Raw genomic sequence first — 22,633 nt, forward strand, 5'->3', positions numbered from 1 at the left:
GATAGGGTGACGTTATCGCCCGAATCACAAAGGAATCGACATGCCCGCTACGACCACGTACCCCGTTACGCACATCCTGGGTTTTCCCCGCATCGGACGTGAGCGCGCGCTCAAGTGGGCGCTGGAACGCCACTGGCGCGGCGAGATCGACGCCGATGCCCTGCAGCACGCCGCCCGTGAGGTACGGGCCGAGTCACGCCAGTGGTTTCGCGGGGCGGGCGTCGAGCGACCGGCGTGCGGTGATTTCACCTTCTACGACGGCATGGCGGACCTCTGCCTGCTGTTCGGGCAGGCGCCCGATCGCTTCGGCGACCTGCCCAACGATATCGCCTCGTTGTTTGCCCTGGCCCGCGGGAAGCCGTCCGAGCAGGGCAGTCTCGCGCCGCTGGCGATGACCAAGTGGTTTGATACGAACTACCACTACCTGGTGCCCGAACTCGATGCGACCCGCCCGTTTCGACTCGATGCCGATCGGCTGCTGACGGAGATACGCGAATCGCTCGCTGATGACCCGGCCAGCAAGCCGGTGCTGATCGGTCCACTGACTTTCCTTTGGCTCAGCGCGGGTGTCAGTCGCGAAGAACGCCTGCGGCGCGCCCCGGAGCTCGCCGATGCCTACGCCACGCTATTGAGCGAAATTGCAGCCCTCGGCGCCGAGTGGGTCCAGCTCGACGAGCCGATCCTGGGGCTGGATTTGCCAGCGGATTGGCTGGCGGCATTCGAACCGGTCTACCACCGTCTGAAAACGCCGGGGCTGCGGCTGCTGTTGGCCAGTTATTTCTCGCCGATCGAGGGGCGCTTGGCCCTGCTGGCCTCCTTGCCGGTCGATGGGTTGCATGTCGACGTGTCCGCCGGTGATGATCTCGACGCCCTGGCGGATCGGCTCCCGGCGTTCAAGGTGCTCTCCGCGGGCGTCCTCGACGGGCGTTCGATCTGGCGGGCGGACTTGCCCGCGCTGCTCGATCGACTCGAGCCGCTCTACGAGAGGCTGGGCGAACGCCTGTGGTTGGCGCCGAGCTGTTCGCTTTTGCATTTGCCGCTGGATGCCGGTGAGGAAACCGATTTGCCGCCCGCGTTGGCCGCGAACCTGAGCTTTGCTCGGCAGAAACTCGACGAGTTGGCGTTGCTGGCCCGCGGGCTGGCCGAGGGCCGCGAGGCGATCGCGCACGAGATCGAGGCGACCACCGAGGCCCGTCTACGGTTGGAGGCATTGGATGGCCGCCAGGATACGGTGCGGCGCGAGCAGTTGGCCCGATCGCTCACCGAGAAACCGGCACGTGCGCGTCCGTATGCCGAACGGGCGACGGCACAACGCGCGAGATTGAACCTGCCGACCCTTCCCACCACGACCATCGGTTCGTTTCCGCAGACCGACGCGATTCGTGCGACACGCCGCGCACATCGCCGCGGGGAAATCGATACCACTGCCTACGAGCAGGCGATGCGCGAGGCGATCGCCGACACGATCCGCGAGCAGGAGTCATTGGGCCTCGATCTACTGGTACACGGCGAGCCCGAGCGCAACGACATGGTCGAGTATTTCGGCCAGCAGTTGGAGGGCTTTGCCTTCACCCGCGCCGGGTGGGTGCAGTCGTACGGCTCGCGATGCGTCAAGCCGCCGATCATCTGGGGCGACGTGGTTCGGCCTCGTCCCCTGACCGTCGACTGGAGCACTTATGCTCAGTCACTCACCGACCGACCGGTGAAGGGAATGCTTACCGGCCCGGTCACGATGCTCTCGTGGTCGTTCGTTCGCGATGACCTGTCGCGTGAGGAGGTGGCGTATCAACTCGCGGCCGTATTGCGCGAAGAGGTCGCGGATCTCAGCGCCGCCGGCATTGCGGCGGTCCAGGTGGACGAGCCGGCCTTTCGCGAAGGGTTGCCGCTGCGCCGCGCCGGCTGGGACGGCTATCTCGACTGGGCGGTGCGCGCGTTTCGCTTCGCCACCGCGGTGGCACCGGATGACGTCCAGATCCACACCCATATGTGCTACAGCGAGTTCAACGACATCATCGATGCGATTGCCGGGTTGGATGCCGATGTGATCACCATCGAAACGACACGCTCGAACATGAAGCTGCTGGATGCGTTTGCCGAGTTCGAGTACCCCAACGAGATCGGTCCGGGTGTCTGGGACATCCACTCTCCATTGGTGCCGAGCGTGGAGGAGATGGTCGATCGCCTGCGTCTGGCACTGGACAAGGTGCCGGTGGAACGGCTGTGGGTGAATCCCGACTGCGGTCTCAAGACACGCGGCTGGGAGGAAGTGAGAGCCGCGCTGCAAAATCTGGTCGCTGCGGCGGTCGATCTGCGCCGCGATTATGGTCGCGAATAAAGCGATTCACGTGGGCGTGGCGGGGTCTACACTCCGCGCACCTGAAGACAGCGCGCCATCACCGCGGAGCCATATCGTGAAACGATTTCTGACCGTAATAACGGCCGCGACGGTCACCCTGCTGACCCTGACGGCCTGCTCCGGGGCGAAGGTGCTCGAGTCGCTTGCGCCCAGCGAGTCGGTCTCGGTGACCCAGGGCGTGGTGTTCGATGTCGAGCGCGATCTTGCGCTGGATGTCTATCGCCCCAACGACTCGCAAGACGCTCCGTTGGTGGTGTTCTTCTGGGGCGGAAGTTGGCAGACGGGCGACCGCTCCACTTATGCGTTCCTCGGTCGGACGTTGGCCAGTCGGGGGTTCGTGGTGATGATCCCCGACTATCGCCTCTACCCCGAGGTGCGCTACCCCGACTTCCTGTATGACTCGGCTCGTGCTGTGGCCTGGGCACGCGAGCATGCGGGAGATTACGGTGCCGATCCGGAGCGCTTGTCACTGATGGGGCATTCGGCGGGGGCCTACAACGTGGCCATGCTGGTGTCCGACGGCCGATATCTCGAAGCAGCGGGCGGCGAGCGATCTTGGATTGCGGGCTGGGCGGGGCTCGCGGGGCCCTATGACTTCCTGCCGCTGAATGACCCCAAGCTCGAGCGTATCTTCGAGCCCGCCGACCCGCTCGAGTCGAGCCAGCCAATCAACTGGGTCGACAGCGAGGTGCCGCCGACGTTACTGGTGGTCAGCGCCGATGACCCGGTGGTCGATCCACGCAATACCGAGCGGATGGCCGAGCGCCTCAAACAGCTCGGCGTGCCGGTCGATCTGTTGCGGGTCGACAATCTGCGTCATGCCGGGGTGGTGGTCAGCCTGTCGAACGTATTCCCTTTCGACGCCCAGATCCTGTCGACGGTATCGCGGTTTCTCGGTCGGGTGCCGCCAACCGGGCCGGCGCACGCGATGACCGAGTGAGGCCACCGAGTAAGGGCCCGCTGCCTCGACGCGGTCAATCCGGGTGTTGCAGTGCGGCGACCGCCCGGATGCGTTCGCGCCGGAGCGCTTCGCCCAGCGCCTTGCCGCGAATCCCCTGTTCAAGCAGGGGCTGCGGCGAGATGGCGGCCACCGTTTCACGCACCTGGCGCAACCAGTCGCCCTCCGGATACTCGACCGATTCCTTGCCGGGCCTGCCGCGCGAGTCGGCGTGACAGACGATCAGAATCTCCTCGAAGCGCTCCGGGCGACGCAGGGCGTCCAGCTCGTCGATCAGGTCGACCAGCGTGGTGTCGCGCATTTCCAGCGCCCGGTGGATGCGACCGTGCTGGGCGGTCACGGTCAGGGCTAGCTCGCGGATTGCCTTGGGGGTGCGCAGGCGCTCGCACAGTGCCCGCGTGGGCTCGACCCCGCGACGTTCGTGGCCGATGTGGCGCGGCCACTCCTCGCGCGGCGTCAGTGCCTTGCCCAGGTCGTGGCAGACCGCGGCGAAGCGCACGCCGATGGAATCACTCAGGCCGGCGGCGGCGTCCAGCACCAGCAGGGTATGGATGCCGGTGTCGATTTCGGGGTGATGTTCCTTGGGCTGGGGCACGCCGAACAGTGCCTCGACCTCGGGAAACGTCTCGGCCAGGGCGTCGACCTCGTGGAGCACCGTGAAATAGCGCGACGGCCGTTCGGTGCCCAGCGCCTTGACCGTCTCCGTCCAGACGCGCTCGGCGACGAGATCGGCAAGCTCCCCGCTGGCGCTCATCTGCCGCATCAGCGCGGCGGTGGATTCGGCGACCTCGAATCCATGCGCGCCCAGCTGGGCGGCGAAACGTGCCACGCGCAGCACGCGCACCGGATCCTCGACGAAGGCGGGGCCGACGTGGCGCAGCCGGCGAGCATCGAGGTCCTTGCGACCGCCGAACGGATCGACCAGTTCGCCGTTTTCCCGCATCGCCATGGCGTTGATGGTCAGGTCACGGCGGGCCAGGTCATCCTCGAGCGTCACCTCCGGGGCCGCATGCACCGCAAAGCCGTGGTAGCCGCGTCCCTGCTTGCGCTCGGTGCGGGCCAGCGCGTATTCCTCGCCGGTCTCCGGGTGCAGGAACACCGGGAAGTCCGCACCCACCTGGCGAAAGCCGCGGCTGAGCATCTCTTCGGGCGTGGCGCCGACGACCACCCAGTCGTGGTCGACCACCTGGCGGCCGAGCAACTGGTCACGCACGGCGCCGCCGACGATGTAGCACTCGAGGTTGTCGGTGACCGTATCGGGCATCGTATCTCCGGGTGATTGAGTCGGGTTTGGGGCGGCAAAACTGGCTTTATCGTGACGGCTGCTAGCGGTAGACTGGCCGTCATTCTCGTCACGTTATGGACCGATCGCCATGAACGCGAACCCCTATCTTGAGGCATTGCAAAGCCAGTCGCCACGTTTCGAGTCCATGCTGCGCAGCATCGGGCTGGTGGCGGCGACCGAGGCGACGGTGCTGATCACGGGTGAGACCGGCACCGGCAAGGAATTGGCCGCGCGCGCGATCCATGCCGGCTCGTCGCGTTCCAATCGTCCGCTGGTGACGGTCAATTGCGCCACCATCCCGGACGAGCTGGCCGAATCAACGCTGTTCGGCCATCGGCGCGGCGCCTTCACCGGCGCGCTCGCCGACCAGCCGGGCCTGGTCGACCAGGCCGACGGCGGCACGCTGTTTCTCGACGAACTGGGCGAATTGCCCCAGGCCCTGCAGGCGAAATTGTTGCGCCTGCTCGAGAACGGCGAAACCCGGGCGGTGGGCGAGACAGGTACCCGTCGAGTGGATCTGCGCGTGGTCGCGGCGACGCACCGGGATCTTGCCGCCATGGTCGAGGCCGGCGAGTTCCGCGCCGACCTGTACTTCCGGCTGGCCGGCGTACCGGTCGAATTGCTGCCGTTGCGTGACCGTCAGGGTGACGTCGACTGGCTCTTCGCTCGCTTCCTGGAAGAGAATGCTACCCGCAGTGGCGTGGCGATGCCTCGCCTGACGGCGCGGGCCACCGGTGTGCTGCGTCGATACCGCTGGCCGGGGAATATTCGCGAACTCAAGCAACTGGCCGAACGGCTGGTGATCTTTCATCCAGGCGGCGTGGTCGACGTCGAAGCCCTGCCGCCGGCGATGCGGTCGGCGGCACAAAGCGAACGCGGTGGTCCGCTTGCGCCGGGCTTCGTGCTGCCGGAAGGTGGCGTCGATCTCGAGGCCGTCGAGAGCGATCTTCTGCGCCAGGCCCTGGCCCATACGGGCGGCAACAAGTCGCATGCCGCTCGCCTGCTGCACCTCTCGCGTGACACGTTCCTCTATCGTCTGAAGAAGTTCGCCATTGAATAGCGACTGACCAACGGATCTTGTCTCGAATCCTAAAGGCCCCGTCTCGGCATTGTCTGAGACGGGGCCTTTGCGTTGGTCGCGTTGCGATGGGGCCTAGTTATTGATGTCGTCGTCCGTCCCGTTGCGCCCCAAAAAAAACGGCAGCCGAAGCTGCCGCAAGGCCACGCTGTCGCGTGGCAGTCTGGAGGTAAAGGGGGTCAGAAGGTCGCAGTGAGACGTGCCCAAACGGTGCGTCCCGGCTCGTTGATCCGGGCGGTCGGGTCACCGAATGCACCGCTATAGGCCCGGTTGACGTGCTGGGCGTAGGTGCGGTCGAAGACGTTGTCGACACCGGCCTCCAGCCGCCAGTTCTTGCTGAGGGCATAGCCCGCATTGAGATCGAGCACGGCGTATCCGGCCGTTTCCGTGGTGTCCAGTCCGCTCTGTTTGTCGATGGCCTCGGCGCGAGCCGCCCAGCGCATGATTACGGCGGCGTCCAGCGCCCCTCGCTCGGCGCGCACCCCGAGGTTGCCGGACAGCGGCGGGATCTGCGGCAGGTCGCGCGAGTCGCTGGTGTTGCGCCCACGGACGTAGGCCAGCTGCGCCTCGGTCGCCAGCCAGTCGGTCACGGCATAACGCAGGTCGAGCTCGCCACCGTAGAGGCGGGCGTCGACATTGCGATAGGTCGTGGTCATCGGCATCAGGCCCGCGATCTGCCGGTCCTGCAGGATGTAGTTGTCGACCTGATCGACGTACAGGTTGGCGTTTGTTAACAGTCGCTCGTTCTGCCACGACAGACCTGTCTCGATCTGGTGATGGATTTCCGGTTCCAGGTCCGGGTTGCCCACCTTCGCCAGCATGCCGTTCATCAACAGGGTGAAGTACTTCTGGGTCAGGTTGGCGGCGACCGCGGTGCGGCTGATGCCGACGTGGCCGGAGAGGTTCGAGTCAAAGGTATGGCTGTAGCGAAGCAGGGCACCGATCTCGGTGTCGCTCTTGGTCTCGGTCGCCGCAGCGCGGATGGCGGCCGGGACCTTCATGTGGGTGGCAATGCCCTTGTCTAGGCTGGAATCGATCTCGCTGTCGAAGCGATCGACTCGCAGGCCGGCGCGTATCACGTTGCGGTCATCCAGTTCCCAGTCACCTTCCAGGAAGGCCCCCACCTGGTCCGTCTGGCCATCCGGCCATTGGCGAAACATGAGCATGTCGGTCATCGCATTGACCGCCTGGGCGTCTTGCTGCACGCGCTGGAAGTCGAGGCCGTAATCGATTTCGACCCCGTTGATGCGTGAGGACGCGGTCAGGCGGGCGGTGGTGGTGTGGGACTCCGCCGGGGCCTCCATCCGCATGGGGGCGGTCAACTCGCGCAGGCTGTAGTTGTCCATGAGATGGTCGACATTGGCGCGCGAGACCTCCAGGCGCAGCGTGTCGACCGGGCCGTCGAGATCCCCCAGCCGGCCGTCGAGGCGATAGATGGTGGCGTTGTCGAATATCGAGTCCATGCCGGTGCCGGCATAGCGGGTGTCGAGCATGCGGTTGCGGTCGATCGACACCTCGATGCCGGTCTCGTCACTGACGCGGTAGCCGCCGATGATGGTGCCGCTGCGCTGCTTGAATGACGAGGGCACCCCGTTGCCCTCACCATCCTCGTAATTTTCGCCGTTGGCGATCTGGCCGATCACTCGGGCGTAGGCATGGCCGTTGCTCATCAGCACGTCGGCGCTGCCCTGGTCGGTCAGGCCGTTGCTGCTGGTGGCAAAGCCGAACCGAGATTGGATGCCGGTTTCAGCGGCTCGTTCGAAGGTGTTGCGGGTGAGCTCGATGCTGCCGCCGCTACCCCCCGGTCCGCGGGTCAGCGTGGTCACGCCCTTGCGCACCTCGACGGTGTCGTAGCCGGCCAGATTGCCGAAACTGGTGGGCGGGTCCATGCGGTTCGGGCAGGCGTTGGCGATGCCCGCCCCGTCGAGCAGCACGTTGAGCTGGTGTTCACGCTGCCCGCGGATGATCGGGTCCAGACCATGACCGGACATGCGTCCGGCGTTGACACCGTTGATCTCGCGGAGTACTTCGGCCAGGTCGGCGCGTGGCGCCGTGTCCTCGGCCGTCAGCGTGACCGGTTGGTCGATCGCCACCGGTTCCGGGGCGGTAATCAGGATCGTGTCCAGACCCTGAGCGGCGGCGGGCTGGGTGCCGGCTGCGATGGTGGCCAGGTTGGCGAGGCTAACCAGAATGGTGGCGTGCAGACGAGTGGGGCGGTGATGCAGGCGAGCGGCAGTCATGCGGGAATCGTTCCTCACTGTGTTGTCGGTATGGCGGGACGGGTTGCCGCCCTACACAGCAGGAAACGGGCCACCGGTAAGCTATTGATTTACGGTTATCGGTGACCCCTGGAACGGGGCAGATGCCGCATGCGTTGTGGCATATGCCGCAATCGGGCGATGAGAGACAATCGAGAAGGTTGGCGGTTTGTGCCAGAATCGCGGGCCTGTTTACCCGCTTAACCCGACGAAGGAGTCGCCCATGGAAATTCTGCAGGATCGGCGCTACGGCGAGACCCACGAGTGGTACACGGTCGAAGACGACGTGATCACGGTGGGGGTGACCGAGCAGGGGCAGGAAATGCTGGGCGACGTGGTGTTCGCCGATCTGCCCGACGTGGGGCAGGCGGTCTCCGAGGGCGCGCCCTGCGCCACGCTCGAGTCGGTCAAGGCGGCTTCCGACGTACTCTGCCCGGTGGACGGCGAGGTGCTCGAGATCAACGAGGCGCTCGAGGACAGCCCGGAGCTGATCAACGACGATCCGCTCGATGAGGGCTGGATCCTGAAGATCCGCATGGAAGGCCAGCCGGCCGAGTGGATGAGCCCGGACGAGTACGGTCGGATGCTCGAGTCAACCGACTGACCGCCTTTGGCGCTGCACCGGCGAGCCGTCGTGGACGGTTCGCTCGCCCCTCAGCCGGGAGACAAACTCATGGCATCCGAACAGAACTACGGGCTGCGGCGCGTGTGGTACGCGCTGCGCTATTCCCTGCAAGGGTTGCGCGCGGCCTGGCGCAAGGAAGAGGCCTTCCGGCAGGAAGTCGTGGTCGTGATGTTGACCGTGCCGCTGGCGTGGTTCGTTGGCGAGAGTGCGCTGGAGCGAGCCGTGCTGATTGCGGTGGTGCTCCAGGTGTTGATGGTGGAGTTGCTCAACACCGGCATCGAGGCGGTGGTCGATCGCATCGGCCACGATCCACACAAGTTGTCGGGGCGCGCCAAGGATGTCGGCTCGGCGGCCGTCCTGATGGCGATCGTGATCGCCGCGGTGGTTTGGGGATTCCTGCTGTTCGACTGAAACGATGCCGCGTCAGCGCTCGGAGATGCGAGCGAATCGGCTGAGCAGGAAGAACACCACGGGCCAGGCCGCGAGATTGCTGATCGCGCGTGACAGGTAGGTGGCCATGGACACCAGATCGGTGGCCACGCCTTCCACCCACAGGGCCACCATCAGATAGCCCAGGGTGAAGCCCGCGATCAGCAGGGCTTGAGACAGCAGTGGCGCCACCCCGAATCGCTGGCGCAACGACAGAAAGAGGAAGGCCGTCATCGTGAACAGCAGGGCGTTGAGGCCCAGCAGGCCATTGGTCGCCACATCGAGCATCAGGCCGGCGATCCAGGCGTAGATCAGCCCCGCCTGCGCCGGGCGATAGAGCGACCAGAAGATGACCGTGAGAAGCAGCCACTGAGGATTGTGCACCTGCATCGTCGCGGGCAGGGGCAACAGGGTCAGTGCCAGCGCCGCGATGCTGGTCAGGATGATGGCAAACCAACTAGTCGTCATCAGTGGCTCCCGTGGCAGCCGGGACATCGGCTGCCGTGGACTCGTCGGCGGTGTGGCCATCGGTGGGTGGCGTGATGGTTGGGTGCTCGAGGACGGAATCGGATGCGGAACTCGGGTCGGGCGGTGCGTCCGGCGCCTCAGTGATCACGAGGACGTGATCGAGACGCTCGAGATCGGCCACCGGTTCGGCGATCAGCCGGATAAAGCGCTGGGCCTCGTCCATCTCGATGTCGGTCACTCGTGCCACCGGGTAGCCGCGCGGAAAGGCGGTGTCGATGCCGGAGGTGGTCAGCAGGTCGCCGGGTTCGATGGCGGTGCGCTCGGGCACACGCTCGGCAATCAACTGACGGTTGCCGGTGCCGCGGAGCAGGGTGGTGCGACCCGTGTCGCCCAGGATGACCGAGAGGATGTGGTCGCGCGAGGTCAGTTGGATGACGGTCGCACCGCTGTGCGTGCTGCGCAGGATCTGACCGACCACCCCGTACGCATCGATGACCGGGTCGCCGGGACGCACGTCGTCGCCGTGGCCGCGGCCGATGGTGAACAGATTGCCGTGCAGACTGGGGGGGTGACCGACGCGACGGGCAAGCAGCACGCCCGGGATCGTGCTGGCCTCGCCGTCAAGCATGGCGCGCAACTCGTCGACTTCGCGCTGCAACGCGACGAACTGCTGCATTTGGCCACGGAGGAGCATGTTTTCTTCATGCAGGCGCTCGACCTCCGCCTGGAGATCGCTGTGCTCGACAAACCATTGGCCGACGCCTCGCGCCATCACCACCGGTTGGTGAATGGCCTTGACGATGCCGTCGGTGGCACCGCCCAGTCCCTGGTCGAGCTGACTGACCCAGCGGGTGCCGATCCGGTCGAGGCTCATCAGGGCGATCGAGATCACCGCCAGCACCAGGAGCAGGTTGAGTCCGGGACGGTGGGAATCGAAAAGCGCCACGACCGGCGCCGTTACTCGTCAGCGAAGAGGGTGTTGTTGCGCTGGTCGATCAGTTCCAGGACCTTGCCACCACCACGAGCCACACAGGTGAGCGGGTTCTCGGCGATCACGACCGGCAGGCCGGTCTCTTCCATGACCAGTTTGTCCAGATCGCGCAGCAGCGCGCCGCCGCCGGTCAGCACGATGCCGCGCTCGGCGATGTCGGCACCCAGTTCCGGCGGCGTCTGCTCGAGGGCGGCGCGTACGGCCTGAACGATGCCGAACAGCGGTTCCTGCAGGGCCTCGAGGATTTCGTTGGAGTTGAGCGTGAAGCTGCGCGGCACGCCCTCGGCGAGGTTGCGCCCCTTGACGTCGATTTCGCGCAGCTCCTTGCCCGGGTAGGCGCTGCCGATTTCCTTCTTGATCCGCTCGGCGGTTGCCTCGCCGATCAGGATGCCGTAGTGGCGGCGGACGAAGGCGATGATCGCCTCGTCGAACTTGTCACCGCCGATGCGTACCGACGAGGAGTAGACGATACCGTCGAGCGAGATCACGCCCACCTCGGAGGTACCGCCGCCGATGTCGACCACCATCGAGCCGCGCGGCTCGTCGACGTCCACGCCGGCCCCGATCGCGGCGGCCATCGGCTCTTCGATGATGAACGCGCGACGGGCGCCCGCGGAAAGCACCGATTCACGAATCGCGCGGCGTTCGACCTGGGTCGCGCCCACCGGCACGCAGACCAGTACACGCGGGCTGGGACGGAACCAGTGCGAGGAGTGCACCTTCTTGATGAAGTGCTGCAGCATCTTCTCGGTGACATGGAAGTCGGCGATCACGCCGTCGCGCAGCGGGCGCACGGCATGAATCGATTTCGGTGTGCGGCCGACCATCTGCTTGGCCTCGTTGCCGTAGGCCTGGATGACGGTCTGGCCACCGTCGTTCCGCAGGGCGACCACCGACGGTTCGTCGAGCACGATGCCGCGACCGGAGACGTAGATTAGCGTGTTGGCCGTGCCCAGATCGATGGAGAGATCGGTGGAGAAGATGCCGCGGAAGCCTTTGAACATGGGAGATATAACCGAGTGATGTCTGATGTATGTGGTCGGGCCGGTGGACGGCCCGTTGTCGCGATACCGCGGTCGCGCGCGGTATCGGCTGAGTCCTTTCCCGTGTGCGCGGCCCGGCCACCTGTGTCGCCGGGGCAATCCGTTCGGAAAACGGGACGAGAGCCGCATCCGAGGCGCCGCGAAAAATAAGCGGCTACGGTAGCAACAAGCGTGCTTTCAGGCAAGTGCCTGACTCGGCAGGCAGGCGCGGCTGTGATAGGCTTCGCGACGGATTTCCGTCCTTCGGCATGCGTCGTCCGAGCAAGGAACTTGCCGGCGGGTTCTCGCTCGATGCCAGCGGACGGACAGTCGCCCGAAATACGGTTCAAGTCAGACACGCCAAACACGTTTCATGAGGGGTGACGACGATGTCGTTGACCAATGATCAGTTACAAACCGTGGCGCATCTCGCCCGGATTGCCGTCGAGCCGGAGTGGACCGAGGCATTGCGCTCGGATCTCAATGGCATTCTCGAACAGGCCGGTCGTCTCGACGACCCAAGGCTCAACGATCTCGAGCCGATGGCCCACCCGCTCGACCAGGTACAACGACTGCGCCCCGACACGGTCACCGAGACCGATAAGCGCGAGACCCTGATGGCCGGCGCGCCGGCCCAGGAGCAGGGCCTGTTTCTTGTGCCGAAGGTCATCGAGTAGATCGCCTGCGGTCGGCGCAAGCCGGTCCGCGTCGAGTATTGACGCCCACATTGCCTGCCAGGGGAACACCTTACGTGTCCACGAGTGATACACCGCAACGCGGCGGGGATGCCGCGCTGATCAACGCCTCGATTGCCCAACTGCGTAATGGGCTGTCGGCCGGCGAGTACACGGTCGCCGATCTGGCCGCCGTCTTTGCCCGGCGCATCGAGACGATCGATCCCTCCCTCAACAGCCTGGTCAGCCGCGTCGAGCCGGTCGAGCCGGCGTCGTCCACCGGACGGCTTGCCGGCATTCCATTCGTCCACAAGGACATCTTCTGCGCCAAGGGCACGCGCACCACCTGCGGTTCGCGGATGCTCGCTGACTGGGTCGCGCCCTACGATGCGACCGTCCACGAGCGTCTGACTCAAAGCGGGGCGGTGCTGCTGGGCAAGACCAACATGGACGAGTTCGCCATGGGCTCGTCCAACGAGAACAGCCATTTTGGCGCGGTGGCCAACCCCTGGGATACGAACGCTGTACCGGGTGGCTCCTCGGGCGGTTCGGCCGCGGCGGTCGCCGCCCGGCTGGTGCCGTTCGCCACCGGCACCGATACCGGCGGTTCGATTCGCCAGCCGGCTGCTTTCTGCGGCGTGACCGGTATCAAGCCGACCTACGGGCGGGTCTCTCGCTACGGGATGATCGCCTATGCCTCGAGCTTTGATCAGGGTGGCGTGATCGCGAAGTCAGCCGCCGACTGCGCGCTGGTGCTCGGTGAGATGGCCGGGTTCGACGAACGCGATTCCACCTCGGCCGATCGGCCCGTGCCGGATTACGTCGCCGGCCTGGACGAGTCGATCCGTGGTTTGCGGGTCGGCATCCCGAAGCAATGGTTCTCGGACGCGCTGGACCCGGCCGTGGGTGATGCCGTTACGGTGGCCATCGACGAGTTGCGGGCCGCCGGTGCCGAAACCGTCGAGATTGACCTGCCGGATGCCGACATCGCGTTGGCCGCCTACTACCTGCTCGCGCCGGCCGAGGCCTCCTCGAACCTGTCCCGTTTCGACGGCGTGCGCTTTGGCTACCGCTGCGAGGACCCCAAGGACCTGCAGGACCTCTACGAGCGCACCCGCTCGGAGGGCTTTGGTTCGGAGGTCAAGCGCCGCATCCTGGTGGGGACCTACGCACTGTCCGCCGGTTACTACGACGCGTTCTACCGCCGTGCACAGAAGGCCCGTCGACTGATCACCGACCACTTCCAGCGCGCCTTCGAGCAGTGCGACGTGATTGCCGGACCGGTCACGCCCACCCCGGCCTTCGACCGCGGTGCGCACAGCGCCGATCCGGCCAAGATGTACCTCGAGGATATCTTCACCATTCCGGTGAATCTCGCCGGCCTGCCCGGCATGTCGGTGCCGGCCGGTTTCGTCGAGGGTCGCCCGGTCGGTCTGCAACTGATCGGTCGGCACTTCGACGAGGCGCGACTGCTCAACGTCGCGCATCAGTATCAGCAGCGCGTGGATTGGCATGAGCGCATGCCGTCGTTCGCTGCCGACTCCGCCAACGATAACCGCGAAGGGTAAGGACAGCACCAATGAGTCAATTCGCAATCCCTTCGGGCTGGGAAGTGGTCATCGGTCTGGAGATCCACGCCCAGCTGGCCACCCGGTCGAAGATTTTCTCCGGGGCATCCACCGCCTTCGGCGCCGAGCCCAACGCGCAGGCCTGCGCCGTCGATCTCGGCTTGCCGGGCGTGTTGCCCGTGCTCAACGAGGGCGCGGTGCGCATGGCCTCGTTGTTTGGCCTGGCCATCGACGCCGAGATATCGCGGGTCTCGAGCTTTGACCGCAAGAACTACTTCTACCCGGATCTTCCCAAGGGCTACCAGACCACGCAACTGGCCCGGCCGATCGTGGTGGGTGGCTCGGTGACGGTGACCACCGGTGAGGGCAAGCAGGCCCGCGAGGACACCATCCGCGTGACCCGCGCCCACCTCGAGGAGGATGCCGGCAAGTCGCTGCACGAGGATTTCCACGGCATGACCGGCATCGATCTCAACCGAGCCGGCACGCCCCTGATCGAGATCGTCTCCGAGCCGGACATGCGCAACCCCGAGCAGGCGGTGGCCTATGCCCGCAAGGTCCACGCGATCGTCCAGTACCTGGGCATCTGCGACGGCAACATGCAGGAAGGCTCGTTCCGCGTGGATGCCAACGTCTCCGTGCGCCCCGAGGGCGACGAGACGTTGGGGACTCGCACCGAGGTCAAAAACGTCAACTCATTCCGCTTTCTGCAGCGGGCGATCGAGTTCGAGATCGAACGCCAGATCGACCTGCTCGAGACCGGCGGCGAGGTGGTCCAGGCCACGCGCCTGTACGACCCGGATCGCGACGAGACCCGCCTGATGCGCACCAAGGAAGAGGCGGACGACTACCGCTACTTCCCCTGCCCGGACCTGCTGCCGGTGGTCGTCGATGACGCGACCATCGAGTCCTGGCGAGCCGAATTGCCCGAGTTGCCGGATGCCAAGGCTGAGCGCTACCAGTCCGAGTACGGGCTGAGCGCTTATGACGCCGGCGTGCTCACCTCGAGCCGCGCCACGGCCGAGTACTTCGAGGCGGTCGTCGCCCGCGAGGGTGCGGATGCCAAGCTGGCGGCGAACTGGGTGATGGGCGAGGTCGCCGCACTGCTCAACCGGCTCGAGTGCGAGATCGGCGCGTGCCCCGTCCCGGCCGACAAACTGGCCGACCTGCTCGAACGGATTGCCGATGGCACGCTGTCGAACAAGCTCGGTCGCGAGGTCTTCGAGGCGCTGGCCGAGCAGGGTGGCTCGGTCGACGAGATCATCGAGGCTCGCGGCCTCAAGCAGATCTCGGACACCGGGGCGATCGAGGCGATGGTCGACGAGGTGATCGCCGCCAACCCCGGCCAGGTCGAGGCCTATCGGGGCGGCAAGGACAAGCTGTTCGGCTTTTTCGTCGGCCAGGTGATGAAGGCGGCCAAGGGCAAGGCCAATCCGCAGGCGGTCAACGACGTGCTCAAGCGCCGCCTGGACGGGGATTGAGCCGTCGTGCAGCAACCCGGGGGAACCCCATGAGCGAAATGACCGGCAAGTCCGAATCCATCGATTGGCACAACCTGCCCCAGGGCGACGAGCTGTTCCGCTTTTCCTTCGAGGATGGGCGGGTGCGCGGGGTCTCCCTGCGCCTGGAGCCCACCTGGCAGGCAGCGATCGAGAACCATGACTACCCGGCGTCGGTGGCGAGCCTGCTGGGACAGGCCGTCGCCGGGGCCGTGCTAATGGTCGCGAGCCTCAAGTTCCAGGGACGTCTCGTGATGCAGTTCGCCGGAGGCGGCCCGATCAGTCTGCTGGTGGTGCAGGTGACCTCCGATCGCCGCTTTCGTTGCATGGCCAAGTGGGACGACGACCGTCTGGCCGTTGCCGGCGATCATCTCGAGGACCAACTCGGCCGGGGTCAATTGGTGTTGACGATCGAGCCCGACGAGGGCGCGCGGTACCAGTCGCTGGTCCCGATCGCCGGTGCTGGTCTGGAAAACGCCATCGAGGGATATTTCCAGCAATCCGAGCAGTTGCCGACCCGACTGGTGCTGAGCGCCACCGGCGATGTGACTGCGGGCATGCTCGTCCAGCAAATGCCCGAGACCGGCGGGATCATGCCGAGCCGCGGGGCCGCGGCGTCGGGCTTCGAGCATGTGGGCAAGCTGATGGATACCCTGCTCGGTGAACAGGGACGTCAGGAGATGCGAACGGTGTCGGCGCCGGAACTGCTGCACCGGCTGTTCCACCAGGAGGCGTTGCGCATCCAGGATGTGGCGCGCGTTTCGTTCAACTGCGGTTGTACCCGGGAGGGTGTCGGCCAGATGCTCGCGAGCCTGGGGCGGCAGGAACTCGAAGAGACACTCGACAGCGAGGAGACGTCGGAGCTGATCGAAATTCGTTGTGATTTCTGTGGCAGCCTGTATCGCTTTGACCGGGTCGATGTCGAGCAATTGCTTACCAGCGATAGCGTCGCACCGGCAGAGTCCACCCGTCATTGAATCCGATGCTGTCGGCCTCTGGGCGGCAGTCGTGAAGGCGGCCATACTGGGCGCTTTTCCCGGCCTGTCCCTAAACATCACCCGGTGTATCGCATGACGTCCGGTCTCGCCTCCGACACTTCGCCCCATTCCAACACCGCCGTCGATCCTGTTATCGACGAGATATCACTCGATACCCTCTTTGGCGAAGTCCGTCGCCATATCCTCGACCGCCAACACCCGATCTCGGGGCTGCTGCCTGCCAGTACGGCGGTGACCGCCCATGGCGACTACACCGACGCCTGGGTGCGCGACAACGTCTACAGCATCCTCGGCCCCTGGGCACTCGGCATTGCCTGCCGTCGTGCCGGACAATCGGCCCAGGCCTTCGAGCTCGAACAGGCGGTCGTCCGCAACATGCGCGGGCTCCTGCTGGCCATGATGCGTCAGGCCGATCGGGTCGAGCGCTTCAAGCACAGCCTCGACCCGATCGATGCGTTGCATGCCAAATACGACACCGCGACCGGCGAGGCGGTGGTGGGTGACGAGGAGTGGGGGCACCTGCAACTGGATGCCACTTCGCTGTTCCTGCTGATGCTGGTGCAGATGACCGCGGGCGGGCTGACGATCGTGCAGGGGCGTGACGAGGTGGATTTCGTCCAGAACCTCGTCTGGTACCTGTCGCGGGCGTACGTGATTCCCGACTACGGCATCTGGGAGCGTGGCAACAAGATCAACCATGGTATGCGTGAGCTCAATGCCAGCTCACTCGGCCTGGTGCTTGCTGCACTGGAGGCGGCCGACGGCTTTGATCTGTTCGGCGAACAGGGCGATGACGCCAGTCGGTTGCAGGTGGTGCCCGACGATATCGCCCGGGTGCAGCAGTGTCTGGATTCGATCCTCCCCCGGGAATCGGCCTCCAAGGAAATCGATTCGGCGCTGCTCGCCGTGATCGGTTTTCCGGCCTTTGCCGCCGGTGACAAGGCCGAGGAGGTGGGTGAACGCATCGAGACACGGCTGGCCGGGCGCTACGGTTACAAGCGTTTTCTGCGCGATGGACACCAGACGTCGATCGAGGATGAAACCAAGCTCCACTACGACCCCGAGGAACTCGAGGCCTTTGCCCACATCGAGTGCGAGTGGCCGCTGTTTTTCACCTATCGACTGATCAATGCCTGTTTTTCCGGGGATCGCGCGGCAGCCGCGTCGATCCATCGGCAGATCCAGCGGGTGGCGGTGTGCGAATGCGGCGCACCGGTGTTGCCCGAGCTCTATTACGTGCCGACCGAGTCGATCGAGACCGAGCGTCACACCCCCGGCGCCACCGATCGCCTGGCAAATGAAAACCGACCACTAGTCTGGGCCCAGAGCCTGTGGGTGGTCGGTCGGCTGTTACTGGCGGGGCACATTCAACCGTCGGACATGGATCCGATCGGTCGTCATCGGCCCAGGCTGGAATCCTCCAGCGTCGAAATAAACGTGGCGCTGCTCGCTCAGACGCCGTCCGTGGCCGAGCGACTCGAGGCCGCCGGTATCGGGCCGGTCTCGTGGCCGGAACAGACCCAGACGGCCGTGATCCCGGCCGATGTCCTGGTCGAGCGACTGGCCTCGGTGGGGACGAATGGGCACCTCGCGTTGACGGGGCGCACGAAGCGGCGGCTGCTGGGCCTGTCGGCGGACCGGGTGATCGTCAGCGATAGGGGCGACTCGGCCGTGATCCCGTCACTGTTCGACACCGACACCTTTCTGCTTGGTCGGGATGCCGAATTGCTGATCCACGAGGTTCGTACCAGCCTGGCTTACCTGGCCCGATACGCCCGCGGTCCGGGGCACGCCCTATGGGCAATCCCGATTTTCGACTGGATGCTCGATGGCCCGGGGGGCGCGACGGTGTTGGCCTTCTTCGACCAGCTGACGAGCGGCCGGGTTGACCGGGTTCGGCTCGGACGCCTGGACGAGCTGGTGCAGGCGGCATCGAAGTGGCGACTGCCCGGACAGCTACCCGACGCGCCCGTTAGCGAACCGGTTCGCTGCGGCAGATGGGAGTGGGGTGGTGATGTCGATGCGATTGCCGCCGAACTGGGCGAAGCCGATTCGGTCGACGAGCTGATCGCGGTCTTTGGGCGCGCCACCGCGCTGGATGAACGATTGATGCTGCTCGAGTGGCTGGCGCGGAGTGCATTGGCCCCCGAGCAGACGTTTGCCGATGTCGACGGCGAGCTGCGCGACTGGAACGGTCACTGTATTGCCCTGTTACGGCTGGCCCAGCGGGTGGGTGCCTGGCGGGTAATGCGCCTGGCGGCGGATCTCGCCGGCGTGGTCGACGGGTTTCTCGAGGTCGCCTTGATGGATCTGGTCGTGCGCCAGAAGCGGCTGGCCGTGGGGCGTTCCTACAGCCGAGCGGCGGTGATCGACGCCCCGATCTCGAATCGCGAAATCCTGCGCCGGATCCACGCCTATTGCGATGACGATCCGCGGGAACGCTCCCTGACCCAGGAACTCGTGATTCACCTCGGTGCCTGGTTGCGTGCCGAGCCGGACCTGTTCTGCAACGTGATTACCCTGCGTACCGGCCCGCTGCTGCAGATCCTGGTGGCCCTGCGCGCTCGCGAGGCGGCGATTCCGCCGTCGCAGGCGTTGGACGAGCTTGTCGGCATGGCGCCGCATGCCTTGCGCGAACGGTTGCGTGAGGCGATCGACTGGCGGGATCAGCCCGAACGGCTCGAGGCGCTGCATCGACGCGATACCGCCCGCCCGCCGACCCCGCAGGCCGAGGGTGAGCCGCCGACCTCGCCGACCGCCTCGGTGCTGAGTGGAGATGGGTCGGGAGCGCGGGCGGCTGGGCAAGATACGGCGCGCACGGTGGATTGGTACCACCGTCGTGAGATCGGCGGGGCGATGAGTCGCCTGCCCGAGCGCTTTTACGAGGGGGTGTGGGACTTACTGGGTCATGTCCCGACCTTGGTGATCGGCAATCGGTTCGATCCACGCAACGTGCTCGACAGCGCGCTCTATCGGGGCCAGTCGACCGCCCGGGAGCACAACTTCGCCCTGGCCGTCGAGCATCGGCTCAATCGAATTGATGCCCCCGAATACCGGGAGTTGAACGTCGAGGCGATCGCCGCACTGATCGAGATCGTGACGCACTCCCCGGAGCTGTCGATCGAGGAACCATTGGTGCTCGACGTGGTGATCGGGCACGCCGTCCGTCTGGCCTGGCTCCATGAGCATCCCGAAGACGGGGGGCGTTACGACGAGTCACGAGCAGATGCCTGGCAGGCGTTCTACCATCGATCGCCACTGGCCGTTGCCCATTGGGTGGGTGCCGCATTGGATTACCTGCTCGCAGCGGACGTCGACGCGGTTCCCGTTTTGGAGGAGGCAAATGATGATTCTGGCGGGTGATATCGGCGGGACACGCTCGCGCCTGGCGCTGTTCGTCGCCGGCGAGCCCGCGGCTCGATTCGAGCAGACCTTGCCCAGTCGGGATTACGCGGGCTTTGCCGCGATGCTCTCGTCCTTCCTCGAGCTTGCCGGTCGGCACGACCACGGGCGGATCGAAGTGGCCGCGTTCGGTATCGCCGGACCGGTGCAAGGCGAGGGCGACGCGGCGCGGGTGCAGGCAACCAATCTGCCCTGGACCTTGGAGGCGGCGACGATTGGCCAGGCCCTCGGCGGCGCGCGTGTTCGGCTGATCAATGACCTGATCGCCGTGGGTCTGGGTGCGTTGGCAAGCCCGCTCGACCGGCGGGTGAACCTTAATCCCGAGGCCACGCCGGCCACGGGGCATGCCGCCGTGATCGCGCCGGGCACCGGGCTGGGCGAGGCCTTGTTCTTCCATGATGGGGACCGCCACCACCCGATGCCGAGCGAGGGCGGCCATTGCGACTTCGGTCCCAACGACGAGCGCGAGGCGGCCTTGCTGAGCTACCTGCGTGGGCGGTTCGGTGGTCACGTCAGTTACGAGCGCATTCTCAGTGGCGACGGTTTTTCCTCGCTCTATGCCTTTGCGCGCCATGCGGAGCTTGGCCGCCCGACCCCGGGTGCCGATGGGCAGCTCTCGGCGGCCTCGGACCCCAATGCCCTGGTCACCCAGTGGGCGAACCGCGGCGAGGACGAATGCGCGGTGATCGCCTGTCGGCTGTTCGCCCGGATCCTCGGGGCGGAGGCCGGCAATCTTGCGCTCAAGTCGCTACCCACCGGTGGGGTCTTTATCGCCGGGGCCATCGTCGGGCACATTATGCCGTTCGTGCGCGAGCAGGCGTTGGAGGCCTTTCTCGACAAGGGGCGGTTTGCGACCATGCTCGGCCGTCTGCCGCTGTGGGTGGTTGCCGACGGCAATCTCGGTCTCGCCGGGGCGCGGCGATTGGCCGAGCAGGAAATGGATTCAACCAGGGTGGAACGATGAGCCGGGACGATCTGAACGGGCTGTACGTGATCACCGATACCACCCGGTTTCAGCGCGAGGCGCTGGTCGAGGCGGCAAGCGAGGCCATTGGGGGCGGGGCGCGGATTGTCCAGTACCGGGACAAGAGCACGGATGCCGAGCGGCGCCGTGACGAGGCCGCGGCACTCGCCGAGCTGTGCCGGCATCACGATCGTGTCTTTATCGTCAACGACGACGTGGCGCTGGCGATCGCGGTCGGCGCCGATGGTGTGCATCTCGGCCGTGAGGATGCCCCGTTGACCGACACGCGGGCCCGTTTCGAGGCCGCGGGGCTCGATGCGATCATCGGTGTGTCTTGCTATGCTGATCGGCTTCGGGCCGAACGCGCCGCGGCAGAGGGGGCCGATTACCTGGCCTTCGGCGCGATGTTCCCGTCGCCAACCAAACCGCATGCCCCCGGCGCGCCTGCAGAGGTGCTGGGCTGGGCCCGGGAGCGGCTCGGCCGGCCGGTCTGCGGCATCGGTGGTATCACGGCGGCGAACGTGGCCGACCTGATGCCGCATCGCCCCGACATGATCGCGGTGATCAGCGAGGTGTTCGCCGCCGCCGACATTCGGGCCGCCGCCGAGTCCCTGACGCGGGCCATGGCGGCCGGCCGGGTTCAAAACCCGGCTCAATCCAATTCAAGAATCAATCACGATCCGGAGAATCCCTAGATGACCGCATCCAACCACGAGCTGTTCGAACGTGCCCAGGCCCACATCCCCGGCGGGGTGAATTCGCCGGTGCGTGCCTTTGGCTCGGTCGGCGGCGATCCCGTCTTCGTCAAGCGGGCCGAGGGCTCACGCTTTTTCGACGAGAACGACAAACCCTACATCGATTACGTCGGCTCCTGGGGGCCGATGATCCTGGGGCACGCGCATCCCGACGTGATCGACGCGGTCCGCGAGGCGGCCAAGAGCGGCCTGTCCTTCGGTGCGCCAACGGTCAACGAGACGCGCATGGCCGACCTGCTCTGCGATCTGGTGCCGTCGATGGACCTGGTGCGCCTGACCTCGTCGGGTACCGAGGCGACCATGAGCGCCATTCGCCTGGCGCGTGGCTTTACCGGTCGTGACCGCATCGTCAAGTTCCAGGGCAACTACCACGGCCATTCCGATTCCCTGCTGGTCGAGGCCGGCTCGGGGGCGCTGACCCACGGGGTACCCAGTTCGCCGGGTGTGCCCAAGGCCTTCGCCGACCTGACCACCACGGTCGAATACAACCACCTCGATCAGGTGCGCGAGGTGTTTGCCGAGGTGGGTGACGAGGTCGCCGCGATCATCGTCGAGCCGGTGGTCGGCAACATGAACTGCATCCCGCCCGAGCCGGGCTTTCTCGAGGGGCTGCGCCAGGTCTGCGATGAGTACGGCGCGGTGCTGATCTTCGACGAGGTGATGACCGGGTTCCGCGTCTCGCTGGGCGGCGCACAGGAGCACTATGGCATCAAGCCGGACCTGACCACCATGGGCAAGGTGATCGGCGGCGGTATGCCGGTGGGTGCCTTCGGCGGTCGACGCGAGATCATGGAGATGATCTCGCCGATGGGACCGGTCTACCACGCGGGCACGCTGTCGGGGAACCCGATGGCCATGGCCGCCGGCGTCAAGACGCTTGAATTGATCAGCGTGCCCGGCTTCTTCGACGTGTTGGCCCGTCGCACCCAGGCGCTCTGCGATGGTCTGTCCGCCGCGGCCAAGGCACATGGCATCCCGATGATCACCCAGAACGTCGGCGGCATGTTCGGCCTGTTCTTCACCGACAAGGACCGGGTGGCCAACTTCAATGACGCGACCGCCTGTGACAAGGAGGCCTTCAAGGCATTCTTCCACGGCATGCTCGACGAGGGCGTGTATTTCGCGCCGTCGTCGTTCGAGGCCGGGTTTGTCTCGATGGCCCACGGCGAGGCCGAGATCGATGCGACCATCGACGCGGCCGAGCGCGTCTTCGCTCGCATGGCGGGTTGAATGCCTGGAAAGATCCCGGGGCCCGCTTGCGGGGCCGGGCAGTAAAAAGGTCGCCGGAACGAGGGTTCCGGCG

At 65.9% G+C, this 22,633-nt stretch carries 18 protein-coding genes; 13 read left to right on the forward strand and 5 right to left on the reverse strand.

Going from position 1 to position 22,633, the window contains the following annotated elements:
• Window positions 1-40: 40 nt before the first annotated feature.
• Window positions 41-2,335, forward strand: coding sequence for a 5-methyltetrahydropteroyltriglutamate--homocysteine S-methyltransferase (metE, locus tag ABGV18_RS02340; RefSeq protein WP_396584638.1), 2,295 nt, complete (start codon window positions 41-43; stop codon window positions 2,333-2,335).
• Between the two features lie 76 nt (window positions 2,336-2,411).
• Window positions 2,412-3,296, forward strand: a complete 885-nt coding sequence (locus ABGV18_RS02345) for an alpha/beta hydrolase fold domain-containing protein (protein ID WP_396584639.1) — start codon at window positions 2,412-2,414, stop codon at window positions 3,294-3,296.
• Between the two features lie 34 nt (window positions 3,297-3,330).
• On the opposite strand, the gene ABGV18_RS02350 is transcribed toward ABGV18_RS02345, so the two are convergent.
• Entirely contained in the window at window positions 3,331-4,578 is a 1,248-nt protein-coding gene (locus ABGV18_RS02350) for a multifunctional CCA addition/repair protein (protein WP_396584640.1), read from the reverse strand.
• 109 nt (window positions 4,579-4,687) lie between these two features.
• Between ABGV18_RS02350 and ABGV18_RS02355 the strand changes: the two genes are divergently transcribed.
• Window positions 4,688-5,659 (forward strand): sigma 54-interacting transcriptional regulator, encoded by a 972-nt coding sequence (locus tag ABGV18_RS02355; RefSeq protein WP_396584641.1) that lies wholly within the window; start codon window positions 4,688-4,690, stop codon window positions 5,657-5,659.
• A 197-nt stretch (window positions 5,660-5,856) separates the two neighbouring features.
• Here the strand turns inward: ABGV18_RS02355 and ABGV18_RS02360 are convergent, their stop codons facing one another.
• A complete protein-coding gene (locus tag ABGV18_RS02360) occupies window positions 5,857-7,917 on the reverse strand; it encodes a TonB-dependent receptor domain-containing protein (protein ID WP_396584642.1) in 2,061 nt (686 codons plus the stop codon).
• Between the two features lie 241 nt (window positions 7,918-8,158).
• On the opposite strand from ABGV18_RS02360, the gene gcvH reads away from it, so the two are divergent.
• Together gcvH and ABGV18_RS02370 are read left to right on the forward strand one after the other, a co-directional pair.
• Window positions 8,159-8,539 carry a glycine cleavage system protein GcvH gene (gene gcvH / locus ABGV18_RS02365; protein WP_396581737.1) on the forward strand — a complete coding sequence of 127 codons (381 nt, stop codon included), beginning with the start codon at window positions 8,159-8,161 and terminating at the stop codon, window positions 8,537-8,539.
• Window positions 8,540-8,608: 69 nt separating this feature from the next.
• A complete protein-coding gene (locus tag ABGV18_RS02370) occupies window positions 8,609-8,971 on the forward strand; it encodes a diacylglycerol kinase (protein WP_396581736.1) in 363 nt (120 codons plus the stop codon).
• Window positions 8,972-8,983: 12 nt separating this feature from the next.
• On the opposite strand, the gene mreD is transcribed toward ABGV18_RS02370, so the two are convergent.
• The 3 genes from mreD to ABGV18_RS02385 are packed head-to-tail and all read right to left on the reverse strand — an operon-like array spanning window position 8,984 to window position 11,452.
• Window positions 8,984-9,457, reverse strand: coding sequence for a rod shape-determining protein MreD (mreD, locus tag ABGV18_RS02375; protein ID WP_396581735.1), 474 nt, complete (start codon window positions 9,455-9,457; stop codon window positions 8,984-8,986).
• On the reverse strand, window positions 9,447-10,403 hold the full coding sequence (gene mreC / locus ABGV18_RS02380) for a rod shape-determining protein MreC (RefSeq protein ID WP_396584643.1): 957 nt from the start codon (window positions 10,401-10,403) through the stop codon (window positions 9,447-9,449). The genes mreD and mreC overlap by 11 nt, the downstream gene beginning before the upstream one ends.
• 11 nt (window positions 10,404-10,414) lie before the next feature.
• A complete protein-coding gene (locus ABGV18_RS02385; RefSeq protein ID WP_396581733.1) occupies window positions 10,415-11,452 on the reverse strand; it encodes a rod shape-determining protein in 1,038 nt (345 codons plus the stop codon).
• Window positions 11,453-11,859: 407 nt separating this feature from the next.
• Between ABGV18_RS02385 and gatC the strand changes: the two genes are divergently transcribed.
• The 8 genes from gatC to hemL all read left to right on the forward strand — a co-directional run bounded on the left by gatC (window position 11,860) and on the right by hemL (window position 22,560).
• Complete coding sequence (gene gatC / locus ABGV18_RS02390; protein ID WP_396581732.1) at window positions 11,860-12,147, forward strand: Asp-tRNA(Asn)/Glu-tRNA(Gln) amidotransferase subunit GatC; 288 nt, start codon at window positions 11,860-11,862, stop codon at window positions 12,145-12,147.
• A gap of 116 nt (window positions 12,148-12,263) precedes the next feature.
• Window positions 12,264-13,712: an Asp-tRNA(Asn)/Glu-tRNA(Gln) amidotransferase subunit GatA gene (gene gatA / locus ABGV18_RS02395; RefSeq protein WP_396584709.1), complete on the forward strand. Its 1,449-nt coding sequence runs from the start codon at window positions 12,264-12,266 to the stop codon at window positions 13,710-13,712.
• Between the two features lie 11 nt (window positions 13,713-13,723).
• Entirely contained in the window at window positions 13,724-15,193 is a 1,470-nt protein-coding gene (gene gatB / locus ABGV18_RS02400) for an Asp-tRNA(Asn)/Glu-tRNA(Gln) amidotransferase subunit GatB (RefSeq protein WP_396584644.1), read from the forward strand.
• Window positions 15,194-15,222: 29 nt separating this feature from the next.
• Window positions 15,223-16,188 (forward strand): Hsp33 family molecular chaperone HslO, encoded by a 966-nt coding sequence (gene hslO, locus ABGV18_RS02405; RefSeq protein WP_396584645.1) that lies wholly within the window; start codon window positions 15,223-15,225, stop codon window positions 16,186-16,188.
• 93 nt (window positions 16,189-16,281) lie between these two features.
• On the forward strand, window positions 16,282-19,572 hold the full coding sequence (locus tag ABGV18_RS02410) for a glycoside hydrolase family 15 protein (RefSeq protein ID WP_396584646.1): 3,291 nt from the start codon (window positions 16,282-16,284) through the stop codon (window positions 19,570-19,572).
• Entirely contained in the window at window positions 19,553-20,575 is a 1,023-nt protein-coding gene (locus ABGV18_RS02415; protein WP_396584647.1) for a glucokinase, read from the forward strand. The genes ABGV18_RS02410 and ABGV18_RS02415 overlap by 20 nt, the downstream gene beginning before the upstream one ends.
• Window positions 20,572-21,270, forward strand: coding sequence for a thiamine phosphate synthase (gene thiE, locus ABGV18_RS02420; RefSeq protein WP_396584648.1), 699 nt, complete (start codon window positions 20,572-20,574; stop codon window positions 21,268-21,270). Before ABGV18_RS02415 ends, thiE begins: the two co-directional genes overlap by 4 nt.
• Window positions 21,271-22,560, forward strand: coding sequence for a glutamate-1-semialdehyde 2,1-aminomutase (gene hemL, locus ABGV18_RS02425; protein WP_396584649.1), 1,290 nt, complete (start codon window positions 21,271-21,273; stop codon window positions 22,558-22,560). It begins immediately after the preceding gene.
• Window positions 22,561-22,633: the final 73 nt, after the last annotated feature.

Origin of the sequence: Guyparkeria halopsychrophila (genome assembly GCF_044582135.1) — a bacterium.
Lineage (GTDB): Bacteria > Pseudomonadota > Gammaproteobacteria > Halothiobacillales > Halothiobacillaceae > Guyparkeria.